General features: G+C 34.8%; 22 protein-coding genes. 9 read left to right on the forward strand and 13 right to left on the reverse strand.

Annotated features, from left to right (window positions below; translation table 11 throughout):
* Positions 1 to 20 precede the first annotated feature (20 nt).
* The 4 genes from G611_RS0111505 (at position 21) to G611_RS0111520 (ending at position 3,235) form a co-directional block, all read left to right on the forward strand.
* Positions 21 to 728, forward strand: coding sequence for a hypothetical protein (locus G611_RS0111505; RefSeq protein WP_028243735.1), 708 nt, complete (start codon positions 21 to 23; stop codon positions 726 to 728).
* A gap of 135 nt (positions 729 to 863) precedes the next feature.
* Positions 864 to 2,138 (forward strand): peptidase T, encoded by a 1,275-nt coding sequence (pepT, locus tag G611_RS14830; RefSeq protein WP_036949196.1) that lies wholly within the window; start codon positions 864 to 866, stop codon positions 2,136 to 2,138.
* A 50-nt stretch (positions 2,139 to 2,188) separates the two neighbouring features.
* A complete protein-coding gene (locus G611_RS0111515; RefSeq protein ID WP_036949198.1) occupies positions 2,189 to 2,719 on the forward strand; it encodes a DUF7010 family protein in 531 nt (176 codons plus the stop codon).
* Between the two features lie 282 nt (positions 2,720 to 3,001).
* Positions 3,002 to 3,235, forward strand: a complete 234-nt coding sequence (locus G611_RS0111520) for a hypothetical protein (protein ID WP_028243737.1) — start codon at positions 3,002 to 3,004, stop codon at positions 3,233 to 3,235.
* A 183-nt stretch (positions 3,236 to 3,418) separates the two neighbouring features.
* Here G611_RS0111520 and G611_RS14835 read toward each other — a convergent pair whose 3' ends face one another.
* Positions 3,419 to 3,799 (reverse strand): ECF transporter S component, encoded by a 381-nt coding sequence (locus G611_RS14835; RefSeq protein WP_242824279.1) that lies wholly within the window; start codon positions 3,797 to 3,799, stop codon positions 3,419 to 3,421.
* A 12-nt stretch (positions 3,800 to 3,811) separates the two neighbouring features.
* Positions 3,812 to 4,567 (reverse strand): amidohydrolase family protein, encoded by a 756-nt coding sequence (locus G611_RS0111530; protein ID WP_028243738.1) that lies wholly within the window; start codon positions 4,565 to 4,567, stop codon positions 3,812 to 3,814.
* 312 nt (positions 4,568 to 4,879) lie between these two features.
* On the opposite strand from G611_RS0111530, the gene G611_RS14840 reads away from it, so the two are divergent.
* The 5 genes from G611_RS14840 (at position 4,880) to G611_RS0111555 (ending at position 8,512) form a co-directional block, all read left to right on the forward strand.
* Complete coding sequence (locus tag G611_RS14840) at positions 4,880 to 5,392, forward strand: GNAT family N-acetyltransferase (RefSeq protein WP_051195242.1); 513 nt, start codon at positions 4,880 to 4,882, stop codon at positions 5,390 to 5,392.
* A 71-nt stretch (positions 5,393 to 5,463) separates the two neighbouring features.
* Positions 5,464 to 5,988, forward strand: coding sequence for an isochorismatase family protein (locus G611_RS0111540; RefSeq protein WP_028243739.1), 525 nt, complete (start codon positions 5,464 to 5,466; stop codon positions 5,986 to 5,988).
* 23 nt (positions 5,989 to 6,011) lie between these two features.
* Positions 6,012 to 6,350 carry a DUF3784 domain-containing protein gene (locus G611_RS0111545; RefSeq protein WP_242824280.1) on the forward strand — a complete coding sequence of 113 codons (339 nt, stop codon included), beginning with the start codon at positions 6,012 to 6,014 and terminating at the stop codon, positions 6,348 to 6,350.
* A gap of 436 nt (positions 6,351 to 6,786) precedes the next feature.
* A complete protein-coding gene (locus G611_RS0111550) occupies positions 6,787 to 7,308 on the forward strand; it encodes a DUF4256 domain-containing protein (RefSeq protein ID WP_036949200.1) in 522 nt (173 codons plus the stop codon).
* A 139-nt stretch (positions 7,309 to 7,447) separates the two neighbouring features.
* Entirely contained in the window at positions 7,448 to 8,512 is a 1,065-nt protein-coding gene (locus tag G611_RS0111555; protein WP_028243742.1) for a tyrosine-type recombinase/integrase, read from the forward strand.
* Here G611_RS0111555 and G611_RS0111560 read toward each other — a convergent pair.
* The 11 genes from G611_RS0111560 to G611_RS0111610 all read right to left on the reverse strand — a co-directional run bounded on the left by G611_RS0111560 (position 8,509) and on the right by G611_RS0111610 (position 17,462).
* Positions 8,509 to 9,417: an RluA family pseudouridine synthase gene (locus G611_RS0111560; protein ID WP_028243743.1), complete on the reverse strand. Its 909-nt coding sequence runs from the start codon at positions 9,415 to 9,417 to the stop codon at positions 8,509 to 8,511. The two genes, G611_RS0111555 and G611_RS0111560, sit on opposite strands and share 4 nt — an antisense overlap.
* Entirely contained in the window at positions 9,410 to 9,940 is a 531-nt protein-coding gene (gene lspA, locus G611_RS0111565) for a signal peptidase II (RefSeq protein ID WP_028243744.1), read from the reverse strand. Before lspA ends, G611_RS0111560 begins: the two co-directional genes overlap by 8 nt.
* Entirely contained in the window at positions 9,940 to 11,028 is a 1,089-nt protein-coding gene (gene aroB / locus G611_RS0111570; protein WP_028243745.1) for a 3-dehydroquinate synthase, read from the reverse strand. The genes lspA and aroB overlap by 1 nt, the downstream gene beginning before the upstream one ends.
* A 98-nt stretch (positions 11,029 to 11,126) precedes the next feature.
* Entirely contained in the window at positions 11,127 to 11,639 is a 513-nt protein-coding gene (locus G611_RS0111575; RefSeq protein ID WP_028243746.1) for a cell division protein SepF, read from the reverse strand.
* A 17-nt stretch (positions 11,640 to 11,656) separates the two neighbouring features.
* Positions 11,657 to 12,361, reverse strand: a complete 705-nt coding sequence (locus tag G611_RS0111580) for a YggS family pyridoxal phosphate-dependent enzyme (protein WP_028243747.1) — start codon at positions 12,359 to 12,361, stop codon at positions 11,657 to 11,659.
* 18 nt (positions 12,362 to 12,379) lie between these two features.
* Positions 12,380 to 13,765, reverse strand: coding sequence for an HlyD family efflux transporter periplasmic adaptor subunit (locus G611_RS0111585; RefSeq protein WP_155942292.1), 1,386 nt, complete (start codon positions 13,763 to 13,765; stop codon positions 12,380 to 12,382).
* Between the two features lie 46 nt (positions 13,766 to 13,811).
* Positions 13,812 to 14,234 (reverse strand): hypothetical protein, encoded by a 423-nt coding sequence (locus tag G611_RS0111590; protein ID WP_028243749.1) that lies wholly within the window; start codon positions 14,232 to 14,234, stop codon positions 13,812 to 13,814.
* Between the two features lie 71 nt (positions 14,235 to 14,305).
* Positions 14,306 to 15,241: a D-alanyl-D-alanine carboxypeptidase family protein gene (locus tag G611_RS0111595; RefSeq protein ID WP_242824281.1), complete on the reverse strand. Its 936-nt coding sequence runs from the start codon at positions 15,239 to 15,241 to the stop codon at positions 14,306 to 14,308.
* Positions 15,242 to 15,269: 28 nt separating this feature from the next.
* Positions 15,270 to 15,665 (reverse strand): methylglyoxal synthase, encoded by a 396-nt coding sequence (locus G611_RS0111600; protein ID WP_028243751.1) that lies wholly within the window; start codon positions 15,663 to 15,665, stop codon positions 15,270 to 15,272.
* Positions 15,666 to 16,781: an FtsW/RodA/SpoVE family cell cycle protein gene (locus tag G611_RS0111605; protein WP_028243752.1), complete on the reverse strand. Its 1,116-nt coding sequence runs from the start codon at positions 16,779 to 16,781 to the stop codon at positions 15,666 to 15,668.
* Positions 16,782 to 17,462 (reverse strand): septum site-determining protein MinC, encoded by a 681-nt coding sequence (locus tag G611_RS0111610; RefSeq protein ID WP_028243753.1) that lies wholly within the window; start codon positions 17,460 to 17,462, stop codon positions 16,782 to 16,784. It abuts the gene before it with no gap.

Below are 17,462 nucleotides of genomic sequence, written 5' to 3' on the forward strand. Positions count from 1 at the left end.
TTTCATAAAGGGGAAGAGCAATGAATAAAAAATTAATATTAGGTTTATGTATTGCCGGTATGTTAGGAATCACAGCATGTGGTTCACAGCAAACAAGCGAGCAAAGTGAATCAGCTGTTGAAGCGGCTACTGAAAAAGAAGAAGCTTTAAATAATGCTAAAGATACAGTCGAAGCAAATCTAGCTACTGAAGAAAACGCAGAACCTGAAATTTTTTATGATGGTTCAGAAATCGCACCATCAATAGATATTAGTGGCTGTGATACATTTACTCAAATCGTTGACAAAAAGCTTAGTTCAGGAATGTGCTATACAAATGCAACGATTGGTGATGCAGACGTTTTACTTGTTGGTAGCGGTTGCTATGACAACATGGATGGCAATATGGCCGCAATTGATTCAACTATTTTTATATACGACAAAGATGGACTAATTAAGGAAATAGGTAAGGTTACCAGCGGTGGTACAGCTTATCCACTCGCTATCAAAGACGGTAATCTTTTCTGCGCTAGCAATGGCTGGATTTCAGAGGTTACAATTTCGAATGAAGAGATTCAACTTGTAAAAGAATCATGGGCTGATTATAGCTCGAAAGATAATGGCGAAGATGCTTTCTATACCTATAATGCTGCTACAAAAACCAAAACAGAAATAGATGAAGATAGCTTCTGGTCATTATATGATGTTCTTGAGGATGCTGAAATACTAAATTTTAATAAAATTCAGTAAGCATTTTTAGCTGAAAAATATTTAAAAAAAAGCACTCAGTTCCATTAAGGTATCTGAGTGCTTTTTTTACAGAAGATTCTTGCTGACAATTTCCTTGTTTGGTCAGCAAGAAGTCATAAATTCGGAGAGTATTAAATGGGAAATATTAATGTTTATGAAAAAGTAAAAGAACGACTGATAAGATATGCAAAGATTGATACTCAATCTCAGCCTTATAGCGGTCATTGGCCAACTACGGAAAAACAAAAGGATCTAGCAATCGTTCTGAAAAAAGAATTGATAGATATAGGCGTTTCAGATGTGTACCTGGATGAAACAAACTATGTAGTATATGGCCGAATTCCTTCTAATATAAGTGATGGAAATGCTAAAGCTGTAGGTTTTGTGGCACACATGGATACCGCACCAGATGCAAGTGGAACCGATGTAAAACCATGGGTATTAGAGAATTATGATGGCAAAGACATAGTTCTTAATGAAAAAGAGCATATTGTAATGAAAGCAGCGGATTATACAAATCTTGAAAATTACATTGGACAGGATTTAATACTTACCGATGGTACAACTTTATTAGGTGGAGACGATAAAGCATCCATCGCAGCTATCATGACAATGGCGGAATATCTTTGCGATAATAGTGATATTAGACATGGTGAAATTGCCTTAGCATTCACTCCTGATGAAGAGGTTGGAGGATTAGCAAGGGATTTAGATTTAAACCGATTTGGAGCAAAATGTGCTTACACATTAGATGGCGACCATTTAGGATGGTATGAAAATGAAACATTCTATGCTTCAGAAGCAGTTTTTGAATTCACAGGCAGAAGTGTTCATACAGGAACTGCGAAAGACATAATGATTAATGCTGTAGATATTGCAGCTGACTTTATTGGCATGCTACCTAAAAAAGAAAGGCCACAAAATACTGATGGAAGAGAAGGCTTCTATCATGTAATCTCATGTAATGGTGATTGCGAATATTCTAAAGTTAGACTTATTATACGTGACTTCGATTTTGACACCTTCAAAAACAGAGAAGCATTTTTAAAAGAATGTGCTGAAAAAATAGGAAGCGGTTATGGACATGATAGAGTTAAACTTACAATCAACCATCAATATAGTAATATGAAAGAAATTCTTAAAGATGTACCATATATGACAACAATACTGGAAGATGCCATTAAAAAAGCAGGAGTCACACCAGTATGTGAACCTTTTAGAGGCGGTACAGATGGAGCAGCTCTTTCTTTCAGAGGATTGCCATGCCCTAATTTATCAGCAGGATATGAAAATGCCCATGGAAGATTTGAATATGTTCCAATTCAATCTATGGTAAAAAATGTTGAAATATTACTTAACATTGTAAATGCCTACGCCAATCCTTACTTTTCTGCAAATCTAGAACGCTAGGCTAATAGTCATTCAAATCAACTAGAAATTAGATTGAAGGAGAAAATGTTATGACACTTGATGAATTAAGATTTGATATAGCAAAAGAGCAAAAGAATGGAATTCCATTTATAGCTGCATCTATAGTGTTGTGGGGAATGATTACAATAGTAACATTACTAAATATTCCAGTTCAACAGCAAAACATCCTAGTTTTCTGCTGTTCTTGTCCATTGATGCCACTTGCAATGATAATAGGAAAAATAGTCAAAGTAGATTTGTTTTCCAAAAACAATCCATTAAGTAAGGCAGGATTTTTATTCACGATGAATCAGATGCTATATATTTTGATTGTTATGTGGGTATTTAATGCCGTACCTGAAAAAATGGTTATGGTATTTGCGATGGTTTTTGGAGCGCATTTGCTGCCATATTCATGGCTATATATTTCCAATGCATATAAAATTTTTTCGATAATAATCCCAATTATATCATTAATATCAGGTGTATTGTTTAATGCTACAATAGTTGCTTCATTAATGTGCATCTGTGAATTATGTTTTCTTATTATGCTGATTATAGAAGTGAGAAAATACAATTAGAACAATTATTAGAAATATAGGAGAAGTAACCAAGTGGCGTATTACGTGAAAATAATGAGAATATGAATTTGTGATGTAATGATTTCAGGCCGTGTGGCGTAACTTGGCACCATATTTGAAATATGGTGTAATACACTTCAAATAACTAAAGTAAAATAGAAAAATAAAAGAATAATCAGTTCAATCTCAGCAAAATACTACGGTAAAAAGCAACTATTCATAGCAAATTGACGTAGTATCATAAATCCCAAAGCCACAAAGACCATTCGGGAGTATAAAAATTTGTTTCTTTTCGGAGGCACTATAGTTGATGCGCCAGATGCAATGCTGCCGATGGAAAGATGTGTAAGAGGAGGTTGGCTACTTACTATTGGAATGATTCCGATAATAATAGCAAACATCTTAGGTTATGGATATATCCAATTTGTAAATAAGAAAAATAGACTGCTTATCTTCATTCCCTCAATTATCTGCATAATTTTAGTAGCATGCTTTTGGGTGAAGGAAATTATATAAAATCATAATAGCGTAGGAGAGTAAGGCTCCTACGCTAATTTTTAAACTTTATATTTTTTATGCAGCTTCCAACCTAATCTTGTTTTTCATCAATCCATAAAGGATATTTCCAAGTATTATTCCGCTTAATGTCTGAAGGCTAAGGGTTAGAAGGGTAGATAGTGCATAAGCAAGGCCAAACATTCATATTTTTATAAGAGTATATAAGGCTATGTGTACAAGTCCTCCAATTATAGCTCCAATCCAAAGGTTGTATTTAAAGTTGTTAAATAACTTAAATGCAATAAATCCCATCACAAGGACCCAGGCTGCTTTAAAAGCCATTGTAGGCAATACCCAAGCTGTGTATCCTCCGATGAAATCGGCAAGGCCAGCGCCGAATGCTCCCGCTATAGCATCTTTTTTGGTACCGAGCAGGCAGGTTGCTAGAATTATCATGCAATCTCCTAAATGAGTGTATCCAAAGGCTGTTGGAATCTTAAAATAAAAGGTCCCAATAAATACTAAAGCAATCATAAGCCCAACTACAGCAATATCTTTTTGATTATATCTAGTCTTTTCCATGAATGTGTCCCCCTAATCTAAAAGTGCTCCTAAAAAGTTCTTTGCGTTGTTATAGAATATGTTCTCATAATCCTTTTCTTTTAATGGGCAAGAAAGAATCTTTTGGATTTCTACCTCTGGTGCATGAAATGGCGTATCTAGTCCAAACATAACTCTGTCATTTCCCACGTTTTTATAAGCATTGAAAATCTGAGCAGTCATTGAAGTGCCAGAAGTTTCAAGCCATATATTTTTATATCTTTTAGCAATGGTCTGAGCTGCCTCAACATATATTCCATGGCCATGCCCCATATGAAGCATTACAAATTTACATTTTGGATGTCGCTCTGCTAAAAGTCCTATCTGCCAAGGCAATGAGAAAGGTTCATGTCCTGAATGAACAAAGAAAGGCACATTATATGATTCACAGATTTCAGCTACTGGATCTACTATTGGAGAATCAGCAGCATAGCCATCGAATAAAGATTGTATCTTTGCCCCCTTGCAGCCTTTATCACGAATTAAATATTCTAGTTCGTCATAGGCAGCTTGTTCTTTTGTGCAATCAATCCAAGGCACTGGAATAATCTTATCTTTAGCCTTTTCATAAGCTTCTAGAATATCCGCGTTTTTAGAAGAATCAGAGGGGCATAAGACTGTCTTTTCTATATTAAATTTATCCATCAAATCAATAACTAAATTAATGTCCCCACTAAAGTTAAATGGATTACCCCAGGTCCCAATATGCGAGTGCATATCAATCTTTTTAAAATCGCTAAATTTATACATAACAAGTTCTCCTCCTACTTTTGTTGGAGAAAATAATACATGATTCCTGTGCACTTTGAAATATCTAGTTTTGATTATTTTTCAGGGGTCAGATTCATGGAAATGTGTAATTAGCCTAAAAAACGACACGGAGATGGTAATCTTGCACTGTGTAGAAATGCTGTGTATATCGATAATATTAATCGATTTGCAGAACAGTATTAATATAAATTTAATAAACAAATATTGTAAATATGGTGATTAAAGCTTTAATTAGGTAGTCAAATCAACTAGAATAAAGACATTAATTAATCGCAGTTTGTGGAGGAAAGCATGACGAATAGAAAGACTAACATTGTTCCTTTTGAAATGAAGTATTTGAATGAGTATTATGATGGCTTTAATACTGAGATTACAAAATACCAATGGCCTGATCCTTTTCGTACAGTTGATGATGCAAAAGAGTTATTACAAGAATTCTTGGATGAAATGAAAAAGGATGAAACACTTTTATTTGCGGTTGTTGATTCAGAAGAAAGATTTGTTGGAAGTGTTGAGATGCATGGACTTTCAGAGGATTGTCCGGAAGTGGGAGTATGGATTTGTGAGCCTGAGCAGGGAAAGGGGTACGCATATGAAGCCCTTTCTTATATATTACATTTCGCGCAGGATAAATATGGTATAAAGAATTTCTTTTACGAGGCTGATGTTCGAAATGTCGGCAGTACTAAATTACTGAACAAGTTTTCGAATCTATACGAAATCAATACACTTGGTGTAGAAGAACTTGTAACAGACTCGGGAAAAGAGCTTAAATTGCAGGGGGCAGTAATGAAAGTTAAATAACAAATTCCAATTTGTAGAGACAAAGTATATTTCAGTTTATAGAATCAGAAAGGGTAAATAAGGATAGAGACATGATTTTATTAGTGATCGATATACAAAAAGGAATCGCAGATAACAGATTATTTAATTTTGATAGTTTTATTCAAGACACAAAAAAGATTATTGATTCTGCAAGGGATAATAATGTTGAAATCATCTATGTTCAGCATGATGATGGACCGGGAACAGGATTCTCGGTAGGTGATTGGAATTTTGAAATTGCTGATCAGGTTGCTCCAACAGCTTCTGAAAAAGTATATATTAAGAATATCAATAGTTGTTTTGGTAACAAGGACTTCGTACAGTACGTGGACGGGATAGCAGATAAAACATTGATGGTAGTTGGATTACAAACCAATTTTTGCATTGATGCAACCGTAAAATCTGCATTTGAAAGAGGTTTTGATGTGATTATCCCAAAGGGTACAAATTCTACCTTCGATAATGATTACATGGATGCTGAGACAACATATAAATACTACAATGAAATGATGTGGCCGGAGCGATTTGCACATTGTGTTTCAGTGGAAGAAGCTATATCTATGATGAAGAGTTAAATCGCAGTTTATAAAGGAGGAATATGATGAATCTAGGAGCTTGGATGTGCGGAGTACTGGTTATACCATTTGCAACAGTAGGACTGTTGTTTGGCTTATTCAAAGAAAGGGCAACTAAATTTGTTGCTGGATTTAATTCCTTTACAAATAAAGAACAGAAGATGTATGACAGAGCAGCTATTTCTAGAGATATAAGAAATCAGTGTTTGATTTGGTCTGCATTAATGCTCATAGGTACGGTGCTTTCTTTTATTATATCGCCTTATATGGCTATTCCTACGTTTATCATTTGGTGCTTTTTGTTTTTTAAGGATACTCACATGGATGCTCATAAGGCATTTGATAAGTATCTGCTGAAATAAATTGCTATACCCGAGGCTCTGTCATAAGCCACTTGACGACAAACGTAATAACCTTCGTAGGCCAAGCTCCTTAAATAGTGCTACGAATAATACTATATTCTTCATTGATAGATACTATCTATTGACAAGCATTTAATACATTACTATCTGAGAGGCCGATTGCTTTATAGGTAGTAGTCGAAATTGCAAAAACTACTATCTGTGATAAATAATATCCTGTAGATAGTAGTTGGCTTACTATCTGTGAGCAATAATAACCCACAGATAGTAAAAAAAGCAAGTACGGTTACTAGCTGTAAATTAAAATGGAATATAGATAGTAATTGTTGTTCATTAAGACACTTATAATGGTAAGATGTTTAAATGAATGCTTATTGAGAGCACAAAATTGTCGCTTGCTTGAAGCATGTTAAATCGAGGGATTGGAGGGAAAACCATGTTAGAAATATTAAAAGCGAGGTTTCAGGATAATAAGAATCTTCATATGGAACTGAGTTGGCTTGACGTGGAGAAACGTTTGCTTGATCATCCGGAATCCATGGACGTTTTGAGAAGGATGGAGGAGAGCGGCGGAGAACCGGATACCATCGGCTATGACGAAAAGACGGGAAAGCTAATTTTCTGCGACTGCGCAAAGGAGTCCCCTTCTGGGCGCAGAAGCCTGTGCTATGACGAAAAGGCATTACAGGGGCGTGCTAAAAACCCGCCGTCAGGCAGCGCCGAATGGAAAGCAAAAGAAATCGGCGTTTTGATCATGACGGAGGAACTCTATCGCCGACTGCAAGGTCTCGGGGAATTTGATTTGAAAACGTCGAGTTGGATCACTACGCCGGATGATATTCGCGACAAGGGCGGTGCATTGTTCTGCGAACGACGTTACGGAACGGTTTTCACATTCCATAACGGGGCGGATTCGTATTATTCCGCGCGCGGGTTCAGAGGTTATACGCTTATATAAATTCAATATTGACAAAGAGAGCAGTATTTTGATAAATCTATTTATCGGATAAATATCTGTTTTACCGATAGATAGTATATGAAAATGCCCAAAAGTGTGGTATCCTATTATTATAAAGCAATTTAAGGGAGGTTTATTTATGGGAAAAGATTCAGATTTCTATAAAGATAAATCAAAAAATCAAAAAGTAAAATTACGTGAGCTTCAGGCCCTACTTCCTAAGCCAGCGCTTGATTATATTTATTCTAAGGAACAAACCACTCAGACAAGCACTTTAATTGCATACTGTTATGATCTGCTTACCTTCTTTCGTTTTTTAGCAGGTCCAGATGTGGAATTACAGGTCGACGATGTCAAAAAAATTGATTACGGGCTTCTTAATAAAGTTACTGCTGATGATATTGAAAAATATAAAAGATATCTTGAGCTTAATACTGTTGGTGAGCAACATGAAAACAATAAACGTGCCATTGCACGTAAGTTGTCGCCACTTAGAAGCATGTACAAATACTTAACGGTTCGCGAATATATTACTAAAGATCCTATGCAGCTTGTAGATTTACCTAAGCTTAAAAAGGACAAAAACATTGTTCGAATGAACAATTATGAGGTTCAGGCCATTTTAAATGCAATTGATTCAGGCAGCGCCTATACATCTGAACGCCAACGCAAATATAATCAGAAAACACGTGGCCGTGACCTGGCAATCCTTACATTAATGCTTAATACTGGGATTCGTGTCAGCGAATGTAATGGCCTTGATTTAACTGATGTTGATTTTCATGTTAATTCTTTAACAATCGTTCGAAAGGGTGGCGGACAGGATATTATTTACTTCAATGATGAGGTTGCAGAAGTCCTAAAAGACTATATTAACGGTGAAAGGGAATATATTATCCCTGTTGAAGGCCATGAAACTGCTCTCTTCTATTCTTTACAAGGAAAACGAATTAGTGTAGATGCGATTGAGAATTTGGTAAAGAAATACGCTAAAATGGTGGTTCCAAATAAGAAGATCACACCACATAAGCTTAGAAGTACATATGGAACTGCCCTTTACCGCGAAACTGGCGACATCCGCCTGGTAGCCGATGTGTTAGGGCATGAAAACATTAATACTACTATCGACTACTATGCTGCTATTGAAGATGAGCACAAGCTACAGGCGCGCAACGCGGTTGATTTTAGGCGTAGCGATAACTAATTTCTATATTTAGTAAGCAAATCTTCAAAATATGCAGGTAATGGTGCGTTAACCTCTACATATTCTAAAGATGTTGGCTGTATAAAGCCTAATGTCTGGGCGTGAAGAGTTTGTCCTTGTAAATTCTTAACCGGCTTACCGTAAACGTCATCTCCAAGCAAAGGATGGCCAATATGAGCCATGTGAACGCGGATTTGATGTGTACGACCAGTTTCTAGCTTAAACTGAACATATGAAAAGCCTTTGTATTGCTCTAAAACCTTAAAATGAGTGATTGCTTCCCTTCCATCACTTACTACAGCCATTTTCTTTCTATCCTTCGGATTTCGGCCAATACGGGCGTTTATTGTGCCTTCTTCTTCTTTGAAATTTCCAACAACGATTCCCTTATAAATTCTATTAACGGAATGAACCTTAATCTGAGCTGCAATATCATTATGAGCTTTATCATTCTTGCAAACCAAAAGAGAGCCAGTGGTATTCATATCTATACGATGAACAATACCTGGACGAATTTCACCATTGATGCCTGATAATGAATCCTTACAGTGATACATAAGTGCATTTACAAGAGTGCCGCTATAATGGCCTGGAGCAGGATGAACCACCATGCCCTTTGGCTTATTTACAACAATAACATCATTATCCTCGTATAAAATTTCGATAGGAATATCTTCCGGTTCGATATCTATTTCTTTAACGGGTTCGATGCTGACAACAATATCATCACCAAGCTTTGTTTGATATTTGGATTTGACCTGTTTTCCATTAACTAAAACAAAGCCACTATCAATGGCTTTTTGATAGTAGCTTCGTGATTTTTCTGGTAGTGCTGATGCAAGATATTTGTCTATACGAATACCTTCATCAGACGAATCTTCAATTGAAAGATTAAATTCATCCATTCTTTCTAATCCTTATGTTTTTCTTTATTTCCTCGAAATCTTCATCTTTGTAATAGAATAATACCAAGATAAATAAAACGATTACACTTACTGTCACATAGCAATCTGCAACATTAAATACAGGAAAATCAATTAGAGAGAAATATATAAAATCTACAACGTAATGATTGATGATTCTATCTATGTAATTTCCAATAGCACCTGCGATTAAGAATAATAACACATAATTGAGTATATTAAACTTTTTAGTTCTTGGCATTATAACTAACATGTAAATAATGAAAAGAATTAAAATTGGAGTGATAATCGCAAATAATATCTGTTGTCCCTGAAGTAACGAAAAAGCTGCTCCAGTATTTTCTAAATAATGTAATTGAAGAACTCCTGGTATTAATATAGCATCTTCCTTATTCATTAGGAATGCAACAGCAAGGTCTTTTGTAAACTGGTCAAATAAAATTAATACTAATACTACTGATAATGCAAAAATAAATGAAGTAATTTTCTTTTTTCTGTAAAACATTATTCTAACACCTTATTTATAGCAAAAACTAAATCCTCATCTGAAAAATCCATATAGGAATCAGCTTCGCCAATATTTTTTAATACTATAAATTTGATTTTTGAATCTGCCATTTTTTTATCAGATTTAGACGCCTCTAATACATCTAAAGCATTTAATCCTTTAACGGCAACAGGTAGATTATACTCTCTTAGCATGCTAATTGCATCTAAAATTTCTGAATCAGTTACGTTTTTTAACTTTTCCGATAAATATAAAGCACAAACCATACCAAGAGAGACGCATTGGCCATGACCAAGACTAAAGTTACATAGCTTTTCAATTGCATGACCTAAAGTATGGCCGAAATTAAGATATGCTCTGATGCCTTTTTCCTTTGGATCAATTTCTACGATGTGACCTTTAATCTGGCAGCATTTATTTACTGCATATGAAAGGGCTTCATAGCTCTTTGATAAAATTAAATCATGATTGGATTTTAGCCAATTATAAAAATCCTTATCTGCAATTAAAGCGCTTTTTATAACTTCGCCCATACCACATGCAAAGTTATTACCATCTAAGGTTGAAAGCGTTCCAATATTCATATAGACTAGGCGAGGCATGTAAAAAGCCCCGACCATATTTTTATAACCTTTAAAATCTACACCTGTTTTACCACCAACAGAGCTATCTACCTGGGACAACAATGTTGTAGGAATTTGGATAAAATCTATACCTCTTAAAAATGTAGATGCAGCAAAACCGGTCAAATCTCCAACCACGCCGCCGCCTAAGGCAACAAGTAAAGAATTTCTAGTAAACTTGTTAATAATTAAATGCTCATATAACATGTTAACGGTATCAAGATTCTTAGAAGCCTCGCCAGCTTCAAATATATAAGAGAAAACCTTGTCACTTGCGTTGTTAAAGCATGATATAACATCATCTAAATATAACTTAGAAACATTTGAATCGGTGACAATACAAATTCTATCATATTGATGATTTATTTCAGAATTAAATACTTGGATTAAATCATCAAAGTTTGGTCTAAAACAAATCTTATAACAGGGATTTTCTTCGTAATTAATAATCAAGTCTTTCATATCTTATTCTCCGCTATACATTCAAGTAGGTCATAAAAGTTAAATATAAAATAAATTTGATAAATAAAAACACCAGACCCTAAAGCCTGGTGCAGATTTTAAAAGCCTGTCTGAATTCCTGTAAAGTCGAAGGCATCTACGATTCCTGCTAAATCACCAGATAACTCAACTCCCGCAGGTGTTATGATGAAAATGTAATCTTCAATTCTCTGAAGGTTACCATCAATTGCATAGCAAGTACCACATGTGAAATCAATGATACGCTGAGCAACTCCTAAATCTAATCCTTTCATGTTAAGCAAAACAGTTCTTTCTGCTAACAATGTTTCAGATATTTCTCTGGCATCCTCAAACGAAGATGGCTTAATAACACAAACCTCCATAACAGTTCCTTTCGATTTATTTCGCATTGGTGTAATCTTTGGCGCTGGCTTAGAGATTCTAGATTCTCTTTCAGCTGGCTTGTTTAAAGCTGGACGTCTGTCTTCTTCGTTGTTCTTAGAGAACTTGTTAAAGAAGGATTTATCTTCTTCGTCATCGAATAATTCATCGTCATCATAGTCATCGTAATCATCGCTAAGATGCATTGCGTCTAACATTCTTTCAAACATAATATTACTCCTCTTTGCTATATATTATAGTTTCTTTCTCCAAAAATAGCTGTGCCAACCCTAACATGTGTAGCACCTTCTTCTATGGCAACTTCAAAATCATTAGTCATTCCCATAGATATAATATCCATATCTACATTATCAATGTTTTCACTAGCTATGTCAACAGCTAAGTCCTTTATTTTGTGAAAATTTGCTCTATTTTCTTCTGGAACCACAACATTTGGTGCTATTGTCATAAGTCCTTTAATGTGAACAGCATCTAAATGAGCTATTTCCTCGCACAACTGCTTAGCTTCCTCATATTTAACGCCAAATTTAGATTCTTCATTGGCAACATTAACCTCTATAAGGATTGGAACAGTTACGCCATGCTTTTTAGCCTGAATATTGATTTCTTCAGCTAATCTATAGCTATCTACTGAATGGATAAGCTTTACCTTATCTACAATATATTTGACCTTATTTCGCTGTAAATGGCCGATTAAATGCCAATTGATATCTTCTGGCATTTCAGGAATTTTACCGGTAAGTTCCTGAACTTTATTCTCTCCGAATTCTCTAATACCAGCATCGTATATCACCTGTAAATCTTCAACAGGCTTTGTTTTACTTACGGCAATAAGAGTAACCTCATCTCTGTTTCGGCCTGCACGCTTGCAAGCCTCTGCTACTCTTCTTTCTACATCTGCTAAATTATTCTGTAATTCTTCTTTTCTCATAGGTGCTCCTTGTTAGTGCTAATTTATAATTGTGTTTTCTTCTACTTCGTCTCCCTGAAGAACAATGTGATCGTACATTGAAATACCGTAGCTTGTTCCCGTTTTGATAATTGAATAATCATCGTTTTGATATAGGATTTCTATCTGTTTAAAAACAGCATATCCTTTATTAACGTTGAACACACCTTTTAGTTTTCCAATGTCTGCTCCTATAACATATTCTTCACTTGAATTAGGTTTTAGTAATCTGTCGCCTCGTGATACTAATTCATCATCTATATAGTAATAATCATCAGTTTCATAGTAAACAGTAGGATTAATAACTGAATTTCCATCTTCAGTTTTTAGCATGAAGCCAGCGTCATCATCATTGTTTCCCTGAGTCATATAATCCTTAGGAATAGTGTAAAATTTCTTTTCCACAATAGATGAATTAGGGATTTTAAGACCAGATATATTGTTATTTATAATTTTAATATGGACAAATCTTGAATCAGCATATCTATCCATAGAATCATCTAAACCAAGAATTAAATAATATTTTCCGGCTTTTTCAGTAAAATCCAATGTAGTCCAGGTTTGAACTTCATCTTCCAAAAATTCTATTTTCAAGTAAGTATCTTCCTGCAATGAATCATAGAGATTTTTATCTACCTCTAAAACCAGATTCCAGTGATCAGATGTAATCACTTTATATATAGCTTGTCCCGCAACTACGGATTCCTGAGCTTTAAGGTTTACCGCAGAATAGTTTGATATATCAAGTGAATCTGAGACAAATGAATCTACAGTAATATCTTCTAATCCATCTACTGAATAAACAACTAATCCAGGTACAGGGCTGTTATATATGTTAAAAGAACCTGAAGAAATGGCTGCCTGCAGTGTGTCTCCCATTGATTCCATGGCAGATACTGTATAAAGCTGTCCAACCTGTGATTCTAATTCATTTTTGAAAGCATATGTTTTATTAAATGATGTAGGATCATAGCTTAGCATGTAATTAGAAACAATAGATTGTAGTTTGGCATACGAAGATTCATCCAGCTGAATTTCAGATTTTGCTGTGGATTCTTCGATTGATGATAGGATTTCTCCAGTTGTATCTAAAGCGTAAACCTGACTTTTAGCTCCTACTCTACCAAAGTTTTCTGCGAGATATAGAATATCGCCACTATTATCTGCAGTTATAACCTGTTCTTGTCTAATAGCCAGTGCATTATATTCAAGATTAGCGGATATTGAGCCTTGAGAAACCTCATATATCGTAATATTATCAGCTGTAATATAGGTAAATAAGTGATAAAACATGTAAATAAACATTACGCCAATAATAATAAATCCTATAGAAAAATGATATTGTCTCGGGTATTTAATTATTTTGTTATTCTTATTATTTTTCATATATACATAATTATAGGGCACGTTTTCGTGCCCTAAGATTTATTTATTATAAAGATACGATAATCTTTCCTTTCGCATTCTCTGGTAAATCTTTTTCGTTTTTACTAACTGATAATACGAATTTAACGCTAAACATGTTGCAAATTTCATCAAGCTTATTAAGGGCATCTGTTAATGCTTCGTTATCTTTGATATTAGAAACCGTTAAAAAGCTATCAAGGAAAACTTCTTCGATATCGGAATTCTGAGATAAAACTCCGCTGAGAAAACCTAGAAACTCACCAGATGATTCGATTGGATAATCCCCCATGTTTATCAAACGAATCTTTGAATCAAGTTCATACATGTGCTTTTTGTTTTTGTCAATGTAAACAACTGCACCATCAACATTTTTGATGTCATTGTTTACCTTGTCAAGTAAGTACTTTGTTTTGCCTTTACCCTTTTCGCCTGAAATAATTTCCACCATGTCCAAATACCTCCCTTAAAATTTATTATATATTTATCATAGCATAACACTATAAAAACCTAAATAGTAATTTAAGTACAATAATTACTTAAGATTTCGTTCATTAATAAATATAAATTAGAGCGGCAATCTGCATTAAAAACAATGGATATGATTTTATCATGGTCCTCATTTTCTGATAATAATACGAGGCAATATCCTGCAGCACCTGTAGTACCTGTTTTTCCGCCAATTACGGTAAATCCGCTTGGAGTGGTGATTTTACCAGTTGTATATTGATTAGTTGTATTCCATTCTGCTGTTTTAGGAGAACCCCCACTAGTATAGCTTGCTGTGTAACTACTAGCAGTGAATATTGTGTAAAAGGTTTCGTTTTTCATGGCCTCATTTAAAATGAGGTACATATCATAAACTGTTGTGTAGTGATTTTCGTCATGTAATCCGTTAGGTGTAACAAAATGAGTGTTTGTTGCACCAATGGATTTGGCGGTATTATTCATCTTATCCACAAATGATTCTACATCTCCAGAAAGTCCTTCGGCAATAGCAATTGCAGCATCATTTCCAGAACGAAGCATAAGTCCGTAAAGCAAATCTCTTAAGGAAATAACATCTCCCTCTTTAAGATTGATTGTAGATGAATCGCTATCCTGCTTGACGGCATTTGCGCTTACTGTATAATAATCATCCAAATTTCCTTCAAGGCAGGCAATATATGCTGTCATAATTTTGGTTGTAGATGCAGGATACATCTTTCCATGAAGATTTTGAGCATAAACAACGGATTGTTCAGTTATGTTAAATGCTCCGGCAGCTCCTGCTACCTGTGAATCCACAGAAGATGTTCCTAAATCATCAGTTCCAGCAACACATAAATCTTTAGCAAACATCTCTATATCAGATGATGACATGCTATGTGTTATGCCATAGACTGAGGATGTATCATACATTTTGTAGGTTGCTACAGATTCTGAATTATTCTTACAAGCTACAAGCGATAATGACATGCAAAAAATCAATACGATAGAAGAAATTTTATTTATACATTTCACGCCACTCAAGATCTCCTCTATCAAGTGATTTAATAAGCAATTCGGCTGTCGCTAAGTTTGTAGCAAGAGGAATATTGTTAGCATCACAGATTCTAACAATACTATTTACATCAGGCTCATGAGATTTCACAGTAAGTGGATCTCTTAAAAAGATTACTAAGTCGATTTCGTTTTGCTCGATTTGCGCACCAAGCTGCTGGGTTCCACCTAAGTGACCAGCTAAATATTTATGCACGTTAAGATTAGTTACCTCTTCAACTAAACGTCCTGTGGTACCGGTAGCAAAAATTTCGTTTTTACTAAGGATTCCTCTGTAGGCTATACAGAAATTCTGCATAAGCTTCTTCTTTGAGTCGTGTGCGACTAATCCAATATTCATTTAAAAAAGCCTCCCGTTGTTATTTTTTGATTGAAGACCAACATTTAAAACAATTCCAATACCAAAATATACAGTAACAAGAGATGTTAAACCATAGCTTACAAATGGTAATGGTAAACCTGTATTAGGCATAAGTCCTGTTACAACACAGATATTAACAAAACTTTGAAAGCCTATTAATGCAGCCATTCCAACACAAATTAATTTTCCAGCGATATCTTTTGCCCTTTTGGCAATGAGAAGAATCTCAATGGTAATAAAGAATATTAAAGCTATTATTATTACCGAACCAATAAATCCTAACTCTTCTCCCGCAACGGCAAATATAAAATCAGTATGAGGTTCAGATATATAATTTCCGTTCTTAACTGAATCGAAGGCTTCATTTCCAAGACCTTTACCAAGTAACTGTCCTGAACCTATTGCCATGATTGAGTTTTGTTGCTGATAAGAACTTGATGGATATTTTTCAGGCTTAAGCCAAGCTAAAATACGGAGGCCCTGATATTCATCAAGTATTGTCTGACCTTCACGGCTGACAAGAATCAACAAAATGATTATTGATGGAATAGATACACCTAAAACCGTTCCTACTAATTTGTAACTAACTCCTGTTACAAATATCATAACACAAATAATCATCATTGTGACAATTGTAGTAGACAAATCTGGTTCTTTTTCTATTAAAAATAATGGAAGTGCTGATAAAAAGGCTGTAATAGCCAAAATTTTTGGCTTATTAATATCCTCTTCGAACATCATTAAAAACCATGCAAAAAATAGAATAAGAAGTATTTTGGCTAATTCAGAAGGCTGAAATCTGATTCCCACATCAATCCATCTAGTAGCACCACCACTTTTTTCACCGAATAACAGTACTGAAAGCAGTAAAGCTATAACAAAGCCATAGAATACCCAGTGAAAATGAAGTAAGAAATCATAGTCAATAAGTGCCATCGCAGTCATGACAAAGACTCCTAAAATCATACCCAAAATCTGTTTTTGCTGATTTGATTCGTTGGCACTACCGATTACAAAAATACCAATAATGGTAAGTGCTATTACGGCTATTATTAATTTAATATCTAGATTTTTAAATTTATAATTATGAAACATTTATTTTATCCTTTTTAATAATCCGCTAGATAAAGGCTCAGCTAATAATTCTTTATTCCACACTGTGATTCCCATTGGCTCAGTGGCTTTCTTACGTACTCGTAAAGACCATTTTTCCTGAAGCTTGATTTCGCCTGTTACAGTGCCGATTTGTAAATTCTTTGATGATAAATCTCCTGCAACGATATAACAGCCTGTATTATCAGGATATCCTGCATGTGCTTTACCCTCAAGGCTACCGAAGACAATAATATTTCCTTTAGCCTTAACAGAAGCCTTAGACTTAACGTCTCCAAGAATAACAAGACTGGAATCAGATTCAACGATTTCCTCTTTAATGACGCTTCCTCTAATGATTTTGGCATTTTCAAAAATATCATCCTTATAGAAACGGTCAATCTGTCCCATCATTCGTGTGTCTTTTAATTCATTATTTTCATTTAATAAAATAACTTTTATTTTAGAATTAAGCTCTATAGCCTGAATTAGAATCATGCCCTCTTCGTTAGAAAGATCTCTTCCTATGGTTTCAAGAATCATAGAGGTTTCACCGAAGAAATCCGCTGATGAAGCGAATTTCTCACAAACCTTTCTAATTAATTCTTCAAATGGAATAGTTCCATCAAGCTGAAGAGTTAATCCGTATTTATTACTTTTTAATACAACAGCATCATTACTCAT

Source organism: Pseudobutyrivibrio ruminis AD2017 (genome assembly GCF_000424305.1).
GTDB classification, from domain to species: Bacteria; Bacillota; Clostridia; order Lachnospirales; family Lachnospiraceae; genus Pseudobutyrivibrio; species Pseudobutyrivibrio ruminis_B.